The following is a 17,866-nucleotide window of genomic DNA, read 5'->3' on the forward strand; positions in this document are numbered from 1 at the left end:
TCAGCCGGCACGCTTCAGCGATCGGCCGGTCGGATCTTTTTTCCTGGCAGCCCTGGCGCCGCTTTTCCCCGCCAGCTCAACAAGACGCCTGAAGGTAGGGCACTCCATATGCGAAGGCGCCGGGCAGTCGGCAACGTGGCGAAGCGTATCGCGCAGGGCGGTTAGCTGCTGAATCTGGCGGTCAATGCGCTCGGCTTTCTGGTGCAGCTCCCCGCGCGGCAGCTCGGGCGTTCCCTGTTTGCCGAACATGCTCGCGATCTCATCGAGCGAAAAACCCGCCGCTTTGCCCATGGTGATGAGTTTAAGGTGCAAAAGCACGTCATGCGGAAACTGCCTGCGCAGCCCGTGCCGCGAAATAGAAGAAATCAGCCCGATCTCTTCGTAGTAGCGCGGCACCGAGGGTTTGATCCCGCTCTGTGCCGAAACTTCGCCGATATCCAGAAATTTCATGCTTGACCTCAATTCGACTTGAAGTCGTAGCATGCTCCCGAACCGAATTTCCGGCAAGAGGGCAAAACAGTGGCGCAAGCAGAAATACCGATCCCGACAAATAAACCGGCGGCAGTAACGGCTGCGCTCGCGCTATGCATGCTGCTGGCCTCGCTGGGCACCAGCATCGCCAACATTGCGTTGCCCACTCTGGCGGCGGCCTTTTCCGCGCCTTTCTCGCAGGTCCAGGCCGTGGTGACCGTCTATCTGGCGGCGCTGACGATCTCGGTGCTTGTTGCCGGTCGTCTGGGCGATAAATGGGGGCTGAAGACGATGCTGATGGTCGGCCTCGGCCTGTTTATCGTGGCGTCGTTGCTCTGCGCCCTGGCCGCCAGCCTGTGGTTTTTGACCGCCGCGCGGGCGTTACAGGGAGCGGGCGCCGCTTTCCTGATGACGCTGAGTATGGCCCTTATGAGGCAGGCCGCCGGGAAGGAGCGAATCGGACGGGCGATGGGGCTGCTGGGTACCACTTCGGCGCTGGGAACGGCGCTCGGCCCCTCCTTCGGCGGGCTGCTGATAGCCTGGGCGGGATGGCGCGGCATTTTCTGGGCTCAGCTGCCGATCGCCTGCCTGGCGCTGTTGCTGATTTTTATCGTCTTACCCGCCGATTTACGCAGTCGTTCCGAGGTTCAGGTCGGCCAGCGGTCGGCGCTGGCCAGGCGTCTGGCGCCCTGGCTGCTGGTGAATCTTCTGGTGGCGGCGGTGATGATGACCACCCTGGTGGTTGGGCCGTTTTATCTGAGCATCGCGCTTGGCCTGAAGACCGCGGCAGTGGGCTTCGTGATGGCGATCGGCCCCGTGATCTCTATCTTTTGCGGCGTGCCTTCCGGCCGGTTGGTTGATGGCTGGGGCACCCGCCGCACGCTTAATATGGGACTGATCCTGTTAGCGGCAGGGGCCTTTATGCTGGCATACCTGCCGAACCAGATCGGCATTATCGGCTACGTGCTGTCCGTTATGGTTCTGACCCCCGGCTACCAGCTCTTTCAGGCCGCCAACAATACCGCCGCGCTGCTCGACGTGATGCCGGGCCAGCAGGGCACGGTATCCGGATTACTCAGCCTTGCGCGTAATATGGGGCTGATCGCGGGGGCCGCCGCGATGGGGAGCGTTTTTGCGTTTGGCGCCGGCACGGAAGACTTCGTCCATGCATCGGCGTCGGCTATCGCCGGCGCCATGCGGTACACCTTCCTGCTTGCTGGCGTAATGATGGCCGGGGCGATCGCCATCGTGCTCGCCAGGCGCCTGAATGAGTGACGCTCCCGCTGCGGGTCAATCCAGGAACGGCAGCTGGCCGAGGATCTCCTGCAGATCGCGCCTTTCCTGACCGCCAAGCGTCCGGAGGGGGAACGGCAGGCACGGCGCCGGCGCGGCTCCAAGGATCTCGGCCACGGTCGCAATTACCCGCAGGCTCCCGTGGCGACGATAGAACGCCCACAGCGGCTCAAGGGCCGCGCTAAGCCGCTGCGCCTCGCCACTCTCTCCGCCTGAGGCCGCCTGGGTCAGGCTCCGGGAGTAGCGGGGAAACAGCCCTGCAAGGACGGAATACCAGACGTCGCAGCCGGCAATCAGGCCGGCCGCGGAGCGGGCGTCGCCGCTGATGCCGAGAGTGACCCGTTCGGCGATCCGGCCCTTCAGGGCGGCGATGCGTCGGCAGGCCGCGCTCCAGTCCGCCGGAAGGTCGCCGAGTTTTATCGACCGGACGTGGTTAAGATTCGACAGGGCGACTAACAGCTCGTCGGAAAAGACAAATCCGGTTGTTGCCGGATTGTCATAGATGCACAGCGGAACCGATAGCCCGGCGGTGACGCGCTCGTATAGGCGATACGCCTCGTCGGCGCTCAGTTTCTGATACGACAGCGGCGCCAGCAGCACGCCGCGGACGCCGGCTGTTTGCGCATCCTCCGCCAGCCTCATAACTTCGTCTGCGCTGATGCTGCTAATGCTGGTCATCACCGGGATACCCGACGCGGCGCTGACCGCCAGCGTTGTGACCCTCAGCCGCTGCTCCCGCGTCAGGTAGGCGTAACTGCCGGTAGACCCCAGCGCGCCTATCGAATCCACGCCGGCATCGACAAGGTTCTCAAGCAGTGAAACAAACGACTTTTCGTCGATCTCTGCGCCGGCCAGCGGGGTGAGAGGGAATGCGCTCAGGCCTGTAAACATCGTTGATTCCTCATAAGAAAATGGTGGCAATACGCAACGGCGATTGCGTTTTATCTGGCAAATTTTCTCGATCCGATAACGCACAGGATAACGCCCAACGTGACGAAAACCATCATCGGACTGACCGTTTCATGCAGCAGGATAGCCGACAGCGCAAGACCAAAAAATGGCTGCAGCAGCTGAAGCTGGCCGACGGCGGCAATCCCGCCGATAGCGAGCCCTTGGTACCAAAAAATAAAGCCGATCAGCATACTGAAAAGCGAAACGTACCCCAGCGCCGCCCAGGCCGACGGCCCAATGCCGCTGAAGGTCGCGGGCATGGTGATAAAGGATGCGATCAGCATCAGCGGCAGGGAGATAATCAACGCCCAGCTGATAACCTGCCAGCCTCCGATCGCCCGGGTGAGCTTTGCGCCCTCGGCGTAGCCCAGGCCGCAGACAATGACCGCGCCGAGCATCAGCAGATCGCCGGTCGGCGACGCCGAGGCGTTTTGCGAGAGCGCGAAGCCCACAACCAGCAGGCTGCCGATGACCGAGAAGATCCAGAAGGCCGTTTTCGGGCGTTCACCGCCGCGCAGGACGCCGAAAATGGCCGTGGTGAGCGGCAGAAGGCCGAGAAAGACGATCGAGTGCGCGGAGGTGACATGCTGAAGCGCCAGGGCGGTCAGCAGAGGGAAACCAACGACAACGCCCAGCGCTACGACCATCAGCGGGACGATTTGCGAGGCGTGAGGGCGCCGTTGGCGTAAACAGCAAATCAGCATGCAGGCCACGATTCCGGCGATGGAGGCGCGCAGAAACGTCAGGAAGAAGGGGGGCATCTCAAGCACCGCCACGCGGGTGGCGGGTAAAGAACCGCTGAAAATAATGACGCCCAGCAGGCCGTTGAGCCAGCCAGAAATTGCGCCGGGATCGGCTTTGTGTACCGCTGAATTCTCCACTGTAACCTCATCTGTTGCTTAACGTTTGCGGACTTGAGCATTTGGTCAGCGGATGGTAGCCTCGCTAATCCGATACAATCAAATTATTGTCATGGATACATTTGATGAAAGCCCGCTACAAAGGCATTGTTGATAAATTCGCGGAGTGGATTCGAAACGGCGAGATGTCACCGGGAACCCGCCTGCCGACGCACCGCAGGCTCTCCTCGCAGGAGCATATTTCTTTGGCGACGGCAACGCGGGTCTATAGCGAGCTGGAGGCGATGGGGCTGGTCAGCGGCGAAACCGGGCGCGGCACCTTCGTCAGAGAGACGTCGCTGCCCCCCGGTCATGGCGTCGATCAGCAAACGGTGGCGACGGACGTTATCGACCTGAACTTTAACTATCCGGCGTTGCCCGGGCAGGGAGAGCGGCTGCGGGACGCGCTGCGGCGGCTATCGACGGCCGGCGATATCGAGTCGCATCTGCGCTATCAGCCCCATGCCGGCAGGCTCAACGAGCGCGAGATTATGGCCGGGCATTTTTCCAGGAACGGATTTCGGCCAACGGCGGACAATCTGCTGATCGTCAACGGCACCCAGCATGGGCTGACCGTTACGGTCATGGGGCTGCTGAGACCGGGAGACGTTGTGGCCGTGGATGCGCTGACCTATTCGGGATTCAAAGCGCTGGCCGAGCTCTACCATCTTGAGCTTATCGCCATTCCATCCCTGGCCGATGGCCCGGATTTAGCGGCCCTCAGGCAGCTCTGTCAAAAAAGGCGCGTCCGGGCAGTATACGTTATGCCGACGTTGCACAATCCGCTGGGCTGGGTACTTAGCCGCGCCCAGCGCAAAGCGCTGGCAGAGATTGCCCGGGCTCACGATCTGCTGATCGTCGAAGACGGCGCCTATGCCTACCTGGCGCGTCGGCCGCCGCCGCCGATGGCGAGCTATGCGCCAGAGCGCACCGTTTATATCAGCGGATTTTCAAAAAACGTGGCGACCGGCCTGCGGGTCGGGGCGGTTATCTGCCCTGAAGCGTATCGTCCCGCGCTGGAAAGGGCGGTGCGCGCCACGACCTGGAATACCCCCTCCGTGATGACGGCCCTGGTCTGCGGCTGGATCCAGGATGGCACCGTCAGCCGCTTTGAAATGCTGAAAAGGCGCGATGCGCGCCAGCGGCAGGTTCTGTTACGAGAGGCGCTAGGGGATCTCCCCTGCGTTAGCCATCCGGAATCCTATTTCGCCTGGCTTCCGCTGCCGGACGAGGCGAGGGCGGATCGGGTGGTCAAGGCGCTGATGGACAAGAATATTTCCGTTTCTACGGCGGAGCCTTTCAGTACCGCGCAAAGCGTCCCTCAGGCCATCAGGCTGGCGCTGGGGTCGGTCACGCTGGATAATTTGCGGCGCGCGCTTGTTCAGGTCCGTGAGGCGGTGGAAGCCGAACGGTACCGCTAGCGGATATCGCGACCATCAGGCGCTGCGTATGCAGGCCGCATGCATCAAGCCGCCGGCGACGCCGGCATAAACGGGCCATCCAGCCGGCTACTCAAAACAAACGCTGCGTTCCCGGCACTCGTCGCAGCTCGGTGAGCGGCAGGTGACTTCGCCCTGCTGAAGCAGGCAGCGCTGGCGATAGAAGAACTTTTTCCAGCGCATATTGTGTTCGTTCATCACCACCAGCTGCGGAAAGCAGTCGCTCATCAGCTGGCGCAGCTCGGCCCGCGACTCAAGGCCAAGATCCTCCCAGAGATGGTTATAGGCCAGAGAAACCTCGGCGACGATCTGCGCCATAGGTTCGGCCTCCTGCCGCATCCAGTCCGCCAGCCACATGCCGAGCTGCCTGCGCTCCTCTTCGCGGATGGCGTTCAGCTCCGCCATCAGGCGGCGGCGGGTTAGCGTCTCGCCGTCCAGCGGCGTTTCGACCTGAGCCAGACGCTGGCCTAATGCCTGCCAGTCGCTCTGGCTGAGCCCCATCCGCAGGGGAAAGCTGCCTTTCCCCGCGTGATACAGCAGCCACAGGCGGTTTAACCAGGCGCGCGGCAGCATCAGGCAACCCCCTGATGCGCCAGCGCGGCGGGCCAGCTGCCTCGGCGCTGCCGCCACCAGTCGGGGAGCACCTCGGAAACCGGTCGCCATGCGCCCTCGACGCAGGGCTCAATTCCCGCCTGCTCCAGCTTTTGCCACGGCGTATGGCCGATACGCACGCAGAATACGGCTTTAACGTCCGCCAGCAGCGCAAGGATCGCGGCGAACCTGGCGTCGTTATCCTGCGGTTCGCAGTCGTCGCTTCCGCGGCAATATTTCGGCGTAAACCGCTCATTGACCAGCACCATGCCGGCGGCCGACAGGCTGTAAATATAGAAACGGTCGGCGTGGCCAAAGTGGCTGTCAATGATGTCGCCGCGGCCTGACGCAACGGCAACCAGGCAGGCGTCGTCGGCCTCGGACTCTCCGCGGGTGGCGATGCTGGCATGAAGCTGGGCGCGCTGATGGAGAATGGGCAGCCAGGCCGGGAGGCTCGCCGCGGACGGCAGTTCGGTAAACTGCTGGCTGCGATCTTCCCCCAGCATACCGATAGCGTCGGCGCGGCACTGATGGCAGTGGGTCATCTGCGGCATCACTTCGCCGCAGCGTCTGCGGGTGGCGGCGAGCATTTCGGCATCCGGCTCCGGCTGGCCGTTAAGGCCGAATACCGTGCCGTGCTCCGGTCTGGCGATCAGCGGCATAATATTATGAATAAAAGCGCCGCTGGCCTGCAGCCGACGGCTGACGTCGGCCATGCCGCTGGCGTTAATCCCCGGGATCAGCACCGAATTTATCTTCACCAGCACCCCTTTGGCGGTTAGCCTGCTGACGCCCTCCAGCTGGCGGGCGATGAGGATCTCTCCGGCTTCGCGCCCGCTGTAGCGCTCGCCGTCCAGCCATAGCCAGGCATAAATTTGCGCGGCGACATCCGCATCCAGCGTATTAATGGTGACCGTGACGTGGTCAACGCCGACGTCCAGCAGGCGATCCACCGCGTCGGGCAGCATCAGGCCGTTCGTCGACAGGCAGAGCTTCAAATCCGGCAGCTGTTCACGTATCAGTTCGAGGGTGCGGAAGGTGCGGGTGAGGTTGGCGAGCGGGTCGCCTGGACCGGCGATCCCGACCACTGAAAGCTGCGGGATAGCCTGGGCGACCTGGCGTACTTTGAGCACCGCTTGCTCGGGCGTCAGCAGCGTCGACGATACGCCGGGGCGGGATTCGTTGCTGCAGTCGAACTTGCGATTACAGTAGTTGCACTGCAAATTGCAGGCGGGCGCGACCGGCAGATGCATCCGCGCAAAACGGTGGTGCCCGCTGCGGGAATAGCAGGGGTGCGCGGCGACCTTATCGGCAACAAAAGGCGTTAACGCGCCGTTGTCCGCAGCGTGACAGGCTTTACCGGCAGGGGAAGAGGAGCAGGAAGTCATGGTCGTACCTTCATGGTTGGGCGATACCTTCCTGCTGCAAATGCTGTACCAAACGTTTAATTGTCAAATTACTGAAATTTAAAGATAATGTCCGGCGATAAATTGTCGCAATTCCGCCCCGGTGCTGACAATGTCCTGAACCTCACACGGCGGGTCAGATTCGCGGCATGGTGATGTCCATGATTTGGATCCGGTAAGCGACCTGGCGCGGCGTCATCCCGAGCAGGCGCGCCGCTTTAGCCTGAACCCAGCCCGCCTTTTCCAGCGCGGCAATCAGCCGCTGGCGCTCATCGAGCGTATTGTCGAGCCAGCCATCTTCTGACGGACCGCTGGCGGGCAACGCTTTCGGCATCGTGTCGTAATGATTGAACAAAATCACGTCCCGGTCGATCAGCCCGCTCTCCGACATCACCGCCGAACGTTCAAGGCAGTTTTCCAGTTCGCGCACGTTTCCCGGCCAGCTATACTCCATCAGCAGGCGGATCGCGCCGTCGCTGATCCGCAGCGTCCGGCCCTGGTTCTGGGCGATTTTGCGCACCAGAAAATGCGCCAGCTCGGCGATATCCTCCTGGCGTTCGCGCAGCGGGGGCAGGGCGATAGGCATCACGTTCAGGCGATAGTAGAGATCCTCGCGGAAATTCCCCAGCCGCACTTCCTCCTCCAGATGACGGTTGGTCGCCGCGATGATGCGCACGTTCACGCGCAGGGTTTCATCGCCGCCCACGCGCTCCATCTCTCCCTCCTGCAGGATACGCAGCAGCTTGGCCTGAAACGAGGCGCTGCTTTCGCCAATCTCATCGAGAAACAGGGTGCCGCCGTCCGCCAGCTCAAAGCGCCCCTTGCGCTGACGCACCGCCCCGGTAAACGCGCCTTTCTCATGGCCGAACAGCTCGCTCTCCAGCAGGGTGTCCGGCAGCGCCGCGCAGTTAAACTTTACGAACGCGGCGGCGGCGCGCGGTGAATTATGGTGAATGGCATTGGCAATCAGCTCTTTCCCGGTTCCGCTCTCACCGCGTACCAGTACCGTGGTATCCCAGCGGGAGACCTGACGAATAATCTCCATAATCTGGCGCATCGACGGGCTTTTGCCGACCATCGTCTCAAGGCCAAAACTGCGCGACGGCGCGCAGGTGCGCGGCCGCTCGGCCCTTGAGAGCGTCTGAGGCGGCTGCTGCCCGGGCGCCGGGAGGATCATCAGGCGAATGGTCTGGGCTATCAGGTTGGCGACGGTTTCGAGAAACCGCGTGCAGGCCGGGAGACGCTCATCCTGACGCACCATCGGCTGCGCCGACAGCACGCCGATGGGCTGAGAATTGGGCCCCATCAGCGGCACCGCGATAAATGGCAGATCGTAATCATACAGGCTGAGGCGATCGAGAAACCGCCGATCGTCGGCGACGCGCGGCAGCACCAGCGACTGGCCCCGGGCCAGCACGGTGCCGACTAATCCTTCCCCCGGCCGGTAGCGGATCTGCGTACTGCCCGGCAGCGTCTGATGCTCGGTTTGCTGTAGCGCTTCGATGCTGAGAATTTCCTGCTCGCTATCGTAAAGGCAGATCATGCCGTGCTGCATAAAGGCATCGTTGTATAACACGCTCAGCACCTCCTGGAGCGTCTTGCTGGCCTCGGTGGCGCGGCTCAGCACGACGCTGATGCGCTGCATGGCGGTGAACTGCTGAGAGAGATCAAAGCGCCTGACGGTGGTGTCTGAGTCGGGTTTGTGGGTCATAGCTCACCTCCGGTCAGGGTGTTGAAGAGGGGGAAACGCAGAACAAGACAGGTTCCCCCCTGCGGGCGGGAAGTTAGTTCGATGGCGCCACGATGATGGGCGACCAGGGTCTGGATTAACCGCAGCTCCATCCCTTTGCCGGGAGAGTTTAAGGCGTCCGGGGAGTGGGTATAGCGCACCTGCAGCAGCGGCACATTGTCATTAAGGTATAGCGAAAGCCAGCCCTCTTCTTCTTCGGCGTAGAGCTGCATCTCCAGCGCCACGGAGGGCAGCTCGGCGGCGAGCGCCAGCGTGCGGTCGAACCACAGGCTCAGGCAGGCCAGCAGCTGCGTGCGCTGGCCAAAGCCGATCAGGTGCGGGGAGGCCATATCGACCAGCAGCAGGCCGCGATCGTCGAAGCGGGTACGATAGAGCGCGCACAGATCGTCGAAGAAGGGCTGCAGCGGCCAGGCGGCGTTGCTTTCCAGCTCCAGGGAGGGCCGGCAGCGCTGCAGGCGGGCCATCGCCTCTTCACCTTCGCGCCACGCCGCCTCCAGCGCCACGTTACCGCCGCCTTCGCCGTTGAGCCGGCGGGCCGCTGCCAGCATGTTGATCGGACAGTTTAGCTGAATTAACGCCGCGTCCAGAGACTCGCGAATGGCGGCCAGCAGCTTACCGGCGGTCATCTGCTGTTTGAGCCGATCGAGGCGGCCCTGCTCCTGCTGCTGGCGCTGCTGCGAGCAGTCGGTAATGACGACCAGCGTCCGCGCCGGGGCGCTGTCGACAAAGTAGCGGCTGGCTTCTTCGCTGACGCCGGGCAGCGCCCAGCAGGTCACCGACAGCCAGCGCACCGCGCCGCGTACCGCCAGCGGCAGGATTTGCTCCGCGCCGGGCCCCATTTTACGCGGCGAAACCTGCAGTTCGACCAGCAGCTCTTTCCCGCCGCAGTCCGCGCAGAAGGTTTTGTAGGCGAGGTTATCCATCACCACCCGATCCTGCTCGTCGACCACCACCACGGCGGCGGGAATATTATTGAGCACGGCCTCCATCAGCGTCATGTGATTGCGCAGGCGCTGCTCCAGGGTGTAGCTGACGCTGATATCCCGCTGCATCGCCAGATAGTGCTCCAGCTCGCCCTGGGGATTCAGCACCGGCGTGATGTCGATATCCACCAGATACAGGCCGCCGTCGCGGCGCTGATTGATCAACTGGCCGCGCCAGGGCTGGCGCTGGAGCAGCGTTTGCCACATCTGCTGGTAGATCTCGCGCGGCGTCTGGCTGCTGGCCAGCAGCCGCGGGTTCTGGTTCAACAGCTGCGCCAGCGAATAGCCGGTCTGGCGGCAAAACGCCGGATTGGCGTAAATAATATTGGCTCTCGCATCGGTGAGTGAAATCGCCACCGACGCCTGTTCCACCATGGTAAAAAACAGCCCCGGATGTTGTTGAGTCAGCGCGCCGGCAATCGCCTCCGGCACGGCGTTATCGAGCATCATATTCAGGGTCATCGCAAACTCCTGTGTCGCAGTTATGACAATTTGTCCGACACCGCGACGCCAACGCCGCGGTTTTATCCGCATGCGGATAACCATGCAAACCGTGAGCCCTTATCCAAACGACCTGATGAAACATTGATCCAACAGCGGGAAATCAGGCTATTTTGGCGTTTTTCAGGCCCGGCTGCGGGCGCGAGAAGGGGCAATGAGCGATCGTTATGGGGCAGGCGTGAGCCGCGATAGTGCAAATAAACCTGGCACAGCCTTCGCAATACCCCTGGCGATAACTCGTGTTTTAAACACCTTTCCCGACAGGAGCGTAATATGGCGAACATTGGCATTTTCTTCGGCACCGATACCGGCAAAACGCGCAAAATTGCGAAGCTGATCCACAAGCAGTTGGGCGACGTAGCGGATGCCCCGGTAAACATTAACCGCGCGACGCTGGATGAGTTTATGGCCTATCCGGTACTGCTGCTGGGAACCCCGACGCTGGGCGACGGCCAGCTACCGGGCCTTGCGGCCGGCTGCGAGAGTGAATCATGGGGCGAATTTATCCATACGCTCGACGGCATCAGCCTGAGCGGTAAAACCGTGGCGCTGTTCGGCCTTGGCGATCAGCAGGGCTATCCCGACAACTTCGCCAGCGGAATGCGCCCGCTGTATGACGTCCTCGACGCCTGCGGGGCGCAGATTATCGGCAGCTGGCCGAATGAGGGATATGAATTTAGCGCCTCATCGGCGCTGGAAGGCGAGCGGTTTGTGGGACTGGTTCTCGACCAGGATAACCAGTTCGATCGCACCGAAGAGCGCCTGACTGCCTGGCTTGAAGAGATTAAACGCATCGTGCTGTGAGTTTTCGCGGGTAGCCGCAAAGGCTACCCGCACAGCCCCGGCTGGCGTGAAATCATCTGCTGCAGCCACTGGCGCTGATGGCGCTGCTGGCTTTGCTGCCACAGATAATCGCGGGCGCTCTCCAGCGCCTTATGCCGATCCATCGGCGCGGCGGGGCGAATCGCTTCACACCATAACAGGTGCCATCCCAGCTCACTGGCGACGGGCGGGCTCAGCGCATTTTCCGCGAGCGCAAACAGCGCCGTCTCCAGCTGCGGATAGAGCAATCCCCGGCTAATCCAGCCTAAGCGCCCGCCCTCCAGCGCGCTCGGGCACTGAGAATAGCGCTGCGCCAGCGGCGCAAACGCATCTCGGGAGGCGCTGATTTGCTGGTGCAGCCCCTGGATTTGCTCATGAACCGCCTCGAGGTCGCCATCGACCGTCAGCAGCAGGTGGCGGGTCAGGCGCTGTTCCGGGCGCATAAAATGCGCCTGATGGTGAAGATACCAGGCCTGCACCGTCGACGGGTCCGGCTGCGGCACCTGCTGCGCCAGTTCGGCAAACGCGATCTCCAGCCGGGTGTGATGAAGCACGATGGCCGCGCGCTCGTCGGGGGTAAAGCCTCCGTCGCTAAGCCAGATCCCGAGCGAAGCGGCAACGTTATCCCTCAGCTCCGGCGCAATATCGTGCGCGGGAACCAGGGCGACGATAGCCAGCTCCATCTCACGCTGGCGCTGCCAGGCCTGCTCAAAGGCCTGCGTATCGGCGGCATTCAATGCGGCCGGTTCACTGTTCCAGCGGCTGCGCGCCAGGCGCTGCCGGCCAAACCGTTCCCATGCGTTCATGATTATCTCTCCTCGACGAGGCTGATGGCCTGTACCGGCACGGTAAACCAGCGGCCGCTAAAGTCGACGGTATAGCTGTCGCCGCGTTCGCCCCGATCGGTTGCCTCAATGCGCCCCTGTTGGCCAACGTTAACCACCACCTCGCCGCCGACGGCCAGCGCCATCCGGCAGGTGACGGTATCTCCATACTGCAAGTTTCCGGCCAACCAGGGCTGGGCGAGGGGGATCAGCTCCTGCTCGCGGCAGCCGATGATCCGGTCGCTCTCCGGGAAGTGGATCTGGTAAATAATTTGATCCTGTAAAAAGACGCCCCAGTCGCGGACAAAGCCGGTGCTGCCGCGCCTGACCAGCAGCTCGCCGGGGGCGAAGCCCGCGACGGTGCCATCGTTACGAATCGCGCGCACCACCCGCACCGCGTCGCTGAAGGTGAATTTTGGCCTCATCTGTCGTCCTCCTGAAACTGCTGCTGGTAGCTCTCCGCGAGCAGCCGCCGCGCCAGCAGCCACGAGGCGCGGGCGTTCTCTTCCAGCCGGTTCTGTAGCGGGACTTCGGCACGCAGCTTGCGGTGAAACGTCGCCAGCACCGGCAGGCAGCAGCGGCCAAGCCGTTCTGGCTGATAGGGCACGGAGAAAAACTGAAAGAACGATTCGGCGGAGCTAAGTTCGTCCACGCCGGGAATTTGATAAAACCACTCCATGATTATCCCCCTGCTCGCAGCGCGGCTGCGCCGCACAGCTCGTCATAAATCGCGACCAGCTCATAGTCCCGCGGGCTGCGCTTCCCGCTCTCGGCAAAGCGGCGGATGGCGGGCAGCAGTTGGTTAATTTGCGCTGAGCTGAGGTGATAGCCCATCCGATCGAAAATGCCGTTGACCGCCTGGCGCCCGGAGTGTTTTCCCAGCACCAGCCGGTAGCTGCGGCCGACCAGCGCCGGGTCGATCGCCTGATAGCTCTCGCGATCGCGCAGCAGCGCCGCCACGTGGACTCCCGATTCGTGGGTAAAGACCAGCTCGCCGACCAGCGGCTGCTGCGGGTCGATAGGGCGCTGCGCCGCCGCCGAAACTTTCTGACAGAGCGCCGGAAGCGCCGGGAAGTAAACGCCGGTCTCGACGCCGAGGCAGCGCTCCAGGCCCAGCGCCACGGTTTCCAGCGCCGCGTTGCCCGCGCGTTCGCCGAGGCCGAGGGTGGTGGTATTCACGCTGGAGGCTCCGGCGCGCACCGCCGCCAGCGTATTAGCGGCGGCGAGACCGAGATCGTTATGGGCATGCATCTCTATTTCACCAGCCCACGCTTCGCGCAGGGCCGAGATTTGCTCGAAGGTGGTAAACGGGTCGAGTATGCCGACCGTATCGGCGTAGCGCAGGCGGGACGCGCCGGACTGCTGCGCCACCCTGGCGATATCGCCCAGGTTCTGCCCGCCGGCGCGGGAGGCATCTTCGCAGCCAATGCACACCTGCAGGCCGAGGCTCCGGGCGAGCTGAATAAACGTCGCCAGCCGCTCCAGCAGCACCGCCAGCGGTTCGCGCAGCTTGTACTGCCGCAGCTTGTCCGAGGCCGGAATGGAGATATCCACCCAGTCGATGCCCAAATCGGCGCTCTGGCGAATCTCCAGCGCATTCATCCGACACCAGGTCATCAGCGTGGCCTGGGGAAGCTGGCGGCGCACCAGCTGGATCCGCGCGATCTCCTCATCCCCCATTGCCGGGGTGCCCACTTCCATCGCCGTAACCCCCGCCGCATACAGCGCCTCGGCAATGGCCACCTTCTCGCTGGGGCGGAAGGCCACGCCGGGACTCTGTTCGCCATCGCGCAGCGTGGTGTCGTTGATCAGCACGCGTCTCATCGTCGCCTCCGCCTTAGCCATAAACCGGAGTGAAGACGTCTGCCGCCGGATGCGGCCTGCCGTCCTGCCAGTAGGGCGACAGCGCCCGCAGCCGGTCAACGATCGGCGGCAGCATGGCAATGACGTAATCAATCTCTTTTTCCCGGGTGTAGCGCGAGAGGGAAAAACGGATGGTGCCGTGGGCCGCGGTGTAGGGAATATTCATCGCCCGCATCACGTGCGAGGGCTCCAGCGAACCTGAGGTGCAGGCGCTGCCGCTGGAGGCGGCAATCCCGACCTGATTCAGCAGCAGCAGGATCGCTTCCCCTTCAATAAACTCAAAGGCCAGATTCAGAGTGCCGGGCACGCGCGGCTGGCCGCCGCCCATCACCATGACCGCAGGGACGCAGGCCTGCAGGCGCCGTTCGAGGCGATCGCGCAGCTGGCCCGTTTGCTCCATTCCCGGCAGATGGATCTGCGCCAGCTCGCAGGCCGCGCCCATGCCGACGATCCCGGTGATGTTTTCCGTTCCGGCCCGCCGTCCGTACTCCTGATGGCCGCCGCGCAGCAGCGGGCGAAAGCGCGTTCCCCGGCGCAGATACAGGCAGCCGACGCCTTTCGGACCGTGAAACTTATGCGCCGAGCAGGAGAGCATATCGATGGCGGTCTTACCGACCGCTATCGGCAGCTTGCCCACCACCTGCACCGCGTCGCAGTGGAACAGCGCGCCCTGTTCATGAGCCAGCTCCGCCATCTCGACCACCGGGAAAATGACGCCGGTTTCGTTATTCGCCCACATCACGCTGACCAGCGCGACCCGCGGGCTGAGCGCCGCCCGGAACTGCGCCATATCCAGCGCGCCGTTGCCGTCTACCGCGATACGGTGGATCAGATAGCCCTGGCGCTCCAGGTGTTCGCACGCAGCCAGCGTCGCCGGATGTTCGACCGCGGTGGTTACGATCTCCCGGCGTTCCGGCATCAGCGCCGTCGCCGAGGCGATGGCGGTGGCGGTGGCCTCGGTGGCGCAGGAGGTAAAAATTATCTCGCTGGGATACTCCGCCCCGAGCAGCGCCGCGGCCTGCTGATGAGCCCGCTCGAGGGCGGCCTGGGCCGGAATGCCAAAGTCATGGATGGACGAGGGATTGCCGTAAAAATCGGTCAAAAAGGGCATCATCGCTTCGAGGACCATCGGGTCTAAACGGGTGGTGGCGTTGTTATCGAGATAAACCTGTTTCATCTTGTCCCCCTTGGGTCAGTTAACCGCGGCTATGCCGCCACCACTTCCATATAACAGCCGGTACGTTCCATCAGCTTCTGCTGCAGCCAGGCCAGGGTCATATCGGTCATCATGCAGCCGCTGCAGCTGCCGGAAAGGCTCACGGTGACCTGGTGGTTGGCGACGTTGAGAAGCGACATATCGCCGCCGTCGGCCTGAATATGCGGGCGCAGTTCGGCGATGGTGTCGACCACGCTCTGCCAGTGCGGATCTTTGCCGCTGGCGGCGGGAAGGGGGCTCGGCGGCTGCTGCGCAAGGATCTCCGCCAGCGCCAGCTCGATCTGCTCATGGCAGGAAGTGCAGCCGCCGCCCGCTTTGGTGTAGTTAATCACCTCTTCAAGGGTGGTCAGGCCGTTGTTGAGCACCGCGCGGCGGATATGCCCTTCATCGACGCCGAAGCATTTGCAAATCAGCCGGCCTTCTTCATGCTCCTCTTCGAGGCTCTCGCCGCGAAAGTTGGCGATAGCCGCCCGCAGCGCCTCCTGGCCCATCACCGAGCAGTGCATTTTTTGCGGCGGCAGTCCGTCGAGATAATCGGCGATCTGCTGGTTGGTAACCTCTCCGGCTTCGGTAAGCGTGCGGCCGACGATCAGCTCCGTCAGCGCGGAAGAGGAGGCGATCGCGCTGCCGCAGCCAAAGGTCTGGAATCCGGCCTCCTCGATTATTTCGCTTTGCGGGTCGACGCGCAGCATCAGGCGCAGCGCGTCGCCGCAGCTCAATGAACCCACATCGCCCACCGCGTTGGCGTTGTCCACCACGCGCGCGTTGCGGGGATTAAAAAAATGGTCTTTCACTTTCTCGGAGTAATTCCACATGCTGTCAGCTCCAGGGATGATGACGGAAAACGCCGGGGCGCGTTCCACCGCTAAAAGCGCGGTGGTGGTGATGAACAAGCAAATGCAATACCAATGCGTAAATACGTTTATTTTTAGAGGGTTAGGATTTTCCCCTGACAATACGGGCCGACAGTGTCGTTATTTGTTGTGGGGTTTGTCACAGAAACGACACGGTTAGCCGCGCGGGTCCCGCTCCTCCCGCCACTCCTGCTCCTCAAGCAGGCGGGTAAAGCGCTCAGGGTCGCGCCTGCGGGCGCTTTTGCGCTGCTCTTTGGCGTACCAGTAGAGCTGGATCTCCTGGAGTAAATCGACAATTTTGGTGTCGGCGGGCACGCGTTCGGCGCGGACGCCAACCTGCAGCAGCTGGCGAAATATCGCATCGCCGATTGCCACGCAGAACAGGGTGACGCAATCCTCAAGGGCATGGATGCGCTGACCAATCTTCTCCGCCTGATGGCCGCTTTCGACCGAGAAATCAACCACCCGGATCAGGGTGACCCGATCCTCCTTGACGCCATACACCACCAGCCGCGGCGTGGCGCCGAAGTGGCGGTCGACATGGCGATAGTCGGAGCTGGCAAAGGCGACCTTCATGGACCACTCATCGGAATGGACCATGTCAAACTGGCGGTTAATGGGCGGCATAAGCGGCTCCTGTGGTGAAGGGCGGTTCGGCATTCTGGCGCAGCGGCGAGCGGTAGAGGGCGACCTGGCGGTGACGCTCGCGCATCAGGTTTGCCAGTTCAAACAGCGTATCGCGCATACCGCCATAGCCTTGCCGCACCCGCCGGAACTCGCCGAGCCTGTCAAAGAGAGGGAAACCCGCGCGGATCAGCGGTAGCGCAAACTGTTCCGCGAGGTCGCAGGCGTGAGAATTGGCTACCAGCAGGTCGGCGGGCTGCGAGCAGAGCAGGTTTTGCAGATCCTCCAGATCCCCCGGCACGACGCGTTCGACCGGCAGCTGGCGCAGGCTGGGATGGCCGGTGGGGGCGACCAGCGGACCTGGCCGCATTCCCTGGCTGCTGGCAAAATCGCACCATGCCGCCAGCAGATCGCCTTCTGCCGCCATCGCCATGCGCTGGTCCTGGAGCCACGTGTGGCAGTCGATCATCGCATCCTGAAGCTGTCCACGCTGGCGTTCAATCCACTGCGGAACGCCGCGTCCGGAAATTTTCGCCAGCTGATGAATGAACGTATCGCAGTGCTCAAGGGTCATCAGGTGCGGAAGGGCGATCGCCTCGCCGTGGCTGCGCTGGGCCAGCAGGGACGACGCCCGACTCAGCGAGGCGCCGATGGCGAAGCTGCACAGGCTCTGCCCCATCTGCTCTATCAGGCGCAGCGGCGTCCCGCCCTGGGTCACCGGCGAAAAATCCCCTTGCGCGAGGTGCCCGTCCATCGATTGCGCCAGGTCCGGCAGGATCACCGGCTGCAGGCCAAAGGCTTCAACGTAGCGGCGCAGCAGCTCGATATCGCCGGGGGAGCAGAGGTGGCTGACCAGCAGATTGACCCGACGATTACGCTGGCCGGCGCGGGGCGTCGGCGCCACCCACTGCTCAATGACGCTCTCCAGCACGGCGCTGAAGCCGTTTTCCATAGAGCCATAAAAATCAGGGCTGTTGACCGTCAGTATCGCCACCCCTTTGTGCCGGGGATGCTCTTCGCGAAACTGGCGCACCACCCGGGACATATCGCTGCCCTGAGCCTCCGACAGCCCGGTGCTGAGCAGCACGATGGCCTGCGGAGCGTTGCGCTGGCACAGGGTATCGAGCGCGGTAAAGATATTGCCGTCCGCGCCCATAATCGTCGAGGTCGGGTCCATCGCCGTCGACTGTAAGGGCACCGGGTCGTGGAAGTGCTGAATAAAAAAGACCTTAGCGAAGGCGCTGCATCCCTGCGCGCCGTGGACCAGCGGGATGCAGTGTCCGATCCCGAGGCTGGCGAGGATTGCGCCGAGCGGTTGGCCGGTTTTGATCGGACTGACCGCCAGCGGTTTATCGGTGCGGAAAATTTCTGCCATGCTG

At 62.9% G+C, this 17,866-nt stretch carries 18 protein-coding genes; 3 read left to right on the forward strand and 15 right to left on the reverse strand.

Translation table 11 applies throughout. From position 1 onward, the window contains the following. Positions 1 to 450 (reverse strand): helix-turn-helix domain-containing protein, encoded by a 450-nt coding sequence (locus NWP14_RS04365; protein WP_375214836.1) that lies wholly within the window; start codon positions 448 to 450, stop codon positions 1 to 3. A gap of 69 nt (positions 451 to 519) precedes the next feature. Here NWP14_RS04365 and NWP14_RS04370 point away from each other — a divergent pair, with 69 nt between their 5' ends. Continuing rightward, positions 520 to 1,746, forward strand: coding sequence for an MFS transporter (locus NWP14_RS04370; protein ID WP_375214837.1), 1,227 nt, complete (start codon positions 520 to 522; stop codon positions 1,744 to 1,746). Between the two features lie 15 nt (positions 1,747 to 1,761). Here the strand turns inward: NWP14_RS04370 and NWP14_RS04375 are convergent, their stop codons facing one another. Next, positions 1,762 to 2,655, reverse strand: a complete 894-nt coding sequence (locus NWP14_RS04375) for a dihydrodipicolinate synthase family protein (protein ID WP_375214838.1) — start codon at positions 2,653 to 2,655, stop codon at positions 1,762 to 1,764. A 50-nt stretch (positions 2,656 to 2,705) separates the two neighbouring features. Continuing rightward, positions 2,706 to 3,596, reverse strand: a complete 891-nt coding sequence (locus NWP14_RS04380) for a DMT family transporter (protein WP_375214839.1) — start codon at positions 3,594 to 3,596, stop codon at positions 2,706 to 2,708. A gap of 104 nt (positions 3,597 to 3,700) precedes the next feature. Between NWP14_RS04380 and NWP14_RS04385 the strand changes: the two genes are divergently transcribed. Continuing rightward, positions 3,701 to 5,035, forward strand: a complete 1,335-nt coding sequence (locus NWP14_RS04385; protein ID WP_375214840.1) for a PLP-dependent aminotransferase family protein — start codon at positions 3,701 to 3,703, stop codon at positions 5,033 to 5,035. Between the two features lie 87 nt (positions 5,036 to 5,122). Here NWP14_RS04385 and NWP14_RS04390 read toward each other — a convergent pair whose 3' ends face one another. The 4 genes from NWP14_RS04390 to nifL all read right to left on the reverse strand — a co-directional run bounded on the left by NWP14_RS04390 (position 5,123) and on the right by nifL (position 10,245). Next, positions 5,123 to 5,626 carry a nitrogen fixation protein NifQ gene (locus tag NWP14_RS04390; protein ID WP_375214841.1) on the reverse strand — a complete coding sequence of 168 codons (504 nt, stop codon included), beginning with the start codon at positions 5,624 to 5,626 and terminating at the stop codon, positions 5,123 to 5,125. Then, positions 5,626 to 7,032 carry a nitrogenase cofactor biosynthesis protein NifB gene (nifB, locus tag NWP14_RS04395; RefSeq protein ID WP_375214842.1) on the reverse strand — a complete coding sequence of 469 codons (1,407 nt, stop codon included), beginning with the start codon at positions 7,030 to 7,032 and terminating at the stop codon, positions 5,626 to 5,628. Before nifB ends, NWP14_RS04390 begins: the two co-directional genes overlap by 1 nt. 154 nt (positions 7,033 to 7,186) lie before the next feature. Continuing rightward, positions 7,187 to 8,761 (reverse strand): nif-specific transcriptional activator NifA, encoded by a 1,575-nt coding sequence (gene nifA, locus NWP14_RS04400; RefSeq protein ID WP_375214843.1) that lies wholly within the window; start codon positions 8,759 to 8,761, stop codon positions 7,187 to 7,189. After that, positions 8,758 to 10,245: a nitrogen fixation negative regulator NifL gene (gene nifL, locus NWP14_RS04405; protein WP_095103472.1), complete on the reverse strand. Its 1,488-nt coding sequence runs from the start codon at positions 10,243 to 10,245 to the stop codon at positions 8,758 to 8,760. Before nifL ends, nifA begins: the two co-directional genes overlap by 4 nt. Before the next feature lie 312 nt (positions 10,246 to 10,557). Here nifL and NWP14_RS04410 point away from each other — a divergent pair, with 312 nt between their 5' ends. Continuing rightward, on the forward strand, positions 10,558 to 11,088 hold the full coding sequence (locus NWP14_RS04410; protein ID WP_095103474.1) for a flavodoxin: 531 nt from the start codon (positions 10,558 to 10,560) through the stop codon (positions 11,086 to 11,088). Positions 11,089 to 11,111: 23 nt separating this feature from the next. On the opposite strand, the gene nifM is transcribed toward NWP14_RS04410, so the two are convergent. The 8 genes from nifM to nifN all read right to left on the reverse strand — a co-directional run bounded on the left by nifM (position 11,112) and on the right by nifN (position 17,862). Further along, complete coding sequence (nifM, locus tag NWP14_RS04415) at positions 11,112 to 11,912, reverse strand: nitrogen fixation protein NifM (protein ID WP_331834221.1); 801 nt, start codon at positions 11,910 to 11,912, stop codon at positions 11,112 to 11,114. Between the two features lie 2 nt (positions 11,913 to 11,914). Next, positions 11,915 to 12,355 (reverse strand): nitrogen fixation protein NifZ, encoded by a 441-nt coding sequence (locus NWP14_RS04420; protein ID WP_375214844.1) that lies wholly within the window; start codon positions 12,353 to 12,355, stop codon positions 11,915 to 11,917. Next, on the reverse strand, positions 12,352 to 12,612 hold the full coding sequence (locus tag NWP14_RS04425; RefSeq protein WP_095103586.1) for a nitrogenase-stabilizing/protective protein NifW: 261 nt from the start codon (positions 12,610 to 12,612) through the stop codon (positions 12,352 to 12,354). Before NWP14_RS04425 ends, NWP14_RS04420 begins: the two co-directional genes overlap by 4 nt. Further along, positions 12,612 to 13,754 (reverse strand): homocitrate synthase, encoded by a 1,143-nt coding sequence (gene nifV / locus NWP14_RS04430; protein ID WP_346431470.1) that lies wholly within the window; start codon positions 13,752 to 13,754, stop codon positions 12,612 to 12,614. Before nifV ends, NWP14_RS04425 begins: the two co-directional genes overlap by 1 nt. Positions 13,755 to 13,767: 13 nt before the next feature. Next, complete coding sequence (nifS, locus tag NWP14_RS04435; RefSeq protein ID WP_375214845.1) at positions 13,768 to 14,970, reverse strand: cysteine desulfurase NifS; 1,203 nt, start codon at positions 14,968 to 14,970, stop codon at positions 13,768 to 13,770. Positions 14,971 to 14,999: 29 nt separating this feature from the next. Further along, entirely contained in the window at positions 15,000 to 15,824 is an 825-nt protein-coding gene (nifU, locus tag NWP14_RS04440) for a Fe-S cluster assembly protein NifU (protein WP_095103482.1), read from the reverse strand. Between the two features lie 195 nt (positions 15,825 to 16,019). Continuing rightward, a complete protein-coding gene (locus tag NWP14_RS04445; RefSeq protein ID WP_095103484.1) occupies positions 16,020 to 16,490 on the reverse strand; it encodes a NifB/NifX family molybdenum-iron cluster-binding protein in 471 nt (156 codons plus the stop codon). After that, positions 16,477 to 17,862 (reverse strand): nitrogenase iron-molybdenum cofactor biosynthesis protein NifN, encoded by a 1,386-nt coding sequence (gene nifN, locus NWP14_RS04450; protein ID WP_346431473.1) that lies wholly within the window; start codon positions 17,860 to 17,862, stop codon positions 16,477 to 16,479. Before nifN ends, NWP14_RS04445 begins: the two co-directional genes overlap by 14 nt. Positions 17,863 to 17,866: the final 4 nt, after the last annotated feature.

Origin of the sequence: Klebsiella sp. C349492 (assembly GCF_042055345.1) — a bacterium.
GTDB lineage: Bacteria > Pseudomonadota > Gammaproteobacteria > Enterobacterales > Enterobacteriaceae > Klebsiella > Klebsiella scottii.

Excerpts from the sequence above, each read along its gene's own strand:
- nifV (WP_346431470.1), bottom strand. The coding sequence starts at position 13,754 with ATGAGACGCGTGCTGATCAACGACACCACGCTGCGCGATGGCGAACAG.
- nifM (WP_331834221.1), bottom strand. The coding sequence starts at position 11,912 with ATGAACGCATGGGAACGGTTTGGCCGGCAGCGCCTGGCGCGCAGCCGC.
- nifU (WP_095103482.1), bottom strand. The coding sequence starts at position 15,824 with ATGTGGAATTACTCCGAGAAAGTGAAAGACCATTTTTTTAATCCCCGC.
- NWP14_RS04385 (WP_375214840.1), top strand. The coding sequence starts at position 3,701 with ATGAAAGCCCGCTACAAAGGCATTGTTGATAAATTCGCGGAGTGGATT.
- nifN (WP_346431473.1), bottom strand. The coding sequence starts at position 17,862 with ATGGCAGAAATTTTCCGCACCGATAAACCGCTGGCGGTCAGTCCGATC.
- NWP14_RS04365 (WP_375214836.1), bottom strand. The coding sequence starts at position 450 with ATGAAATTTCTGGATATCGGCGAAGTTTCGGCACAGAGCGGGATCAAA.
- NWP14_RS04375 (WP_375214838.1), bottom strand. The coding sequence starts at position 2,655 with ATGTTTACAGGCCTGAGCGCATTCCCTCTCACCCCGCTGGCCGGCGCA.
- nifL (WP_095103472.1), bottom strand. The coding sequence starts at position 10,245 with ATGACCCTGAATATGATGCTCGATAACGCCGTGCCGGAGGCGATTGCC.
- NWP14_RS04445 (WP_095103484.1), bottom strand. The coding sequence starts at position 16,490 with ATGCCGCCCATTAACCGCCAGTTTGACATGGTCCATTCCGATGAGTGG.
- nifS (WP_375214845.1), bottom strand. The coding sequence starts at position 14,970 with ATGAAACAGGTTTATCTCGATAACAACGCCACCACCCGTTTAGACCCG.
- nifA (WP_375214843.1), bottom strand. The coding sequence starts at position 8,761 with ATGACCCACAAACCCGACTCAGACACCACCGTCAGGCGCTTTGATCTC.
- NWP14_RS04390 (WP_375214841.1), bottom strand. The coding sequence starts at position 5,626 with ATGCTGCCGCGCGCCTGGTTAAACCGCCTGTGGCTGCTGTATCACGCG.
- nifB (WP_375214842.1), bottom strand. The coding sequence starts at position 7,032 with ATGACTTCCTGCTCCTCTTCCCCTGCCGGTAAAGCCTGTCACGCTGCG.
- NWP14_RS04420 (WP_375214844.1), bottom strand. The coding sequence starts at position 12,355 with ATGAGGCCAAAATTCACCTTCAGCGACGCGGTGCGGGTGGTGCGCGCG.
- NWP14_RS04410 (WP_095103474.1), top strand. The coding sequence starts at position 10,558 with ATGGCGAACATTGGCATTTTCTTCGGCACCGATACCGGCAAAACGCGC.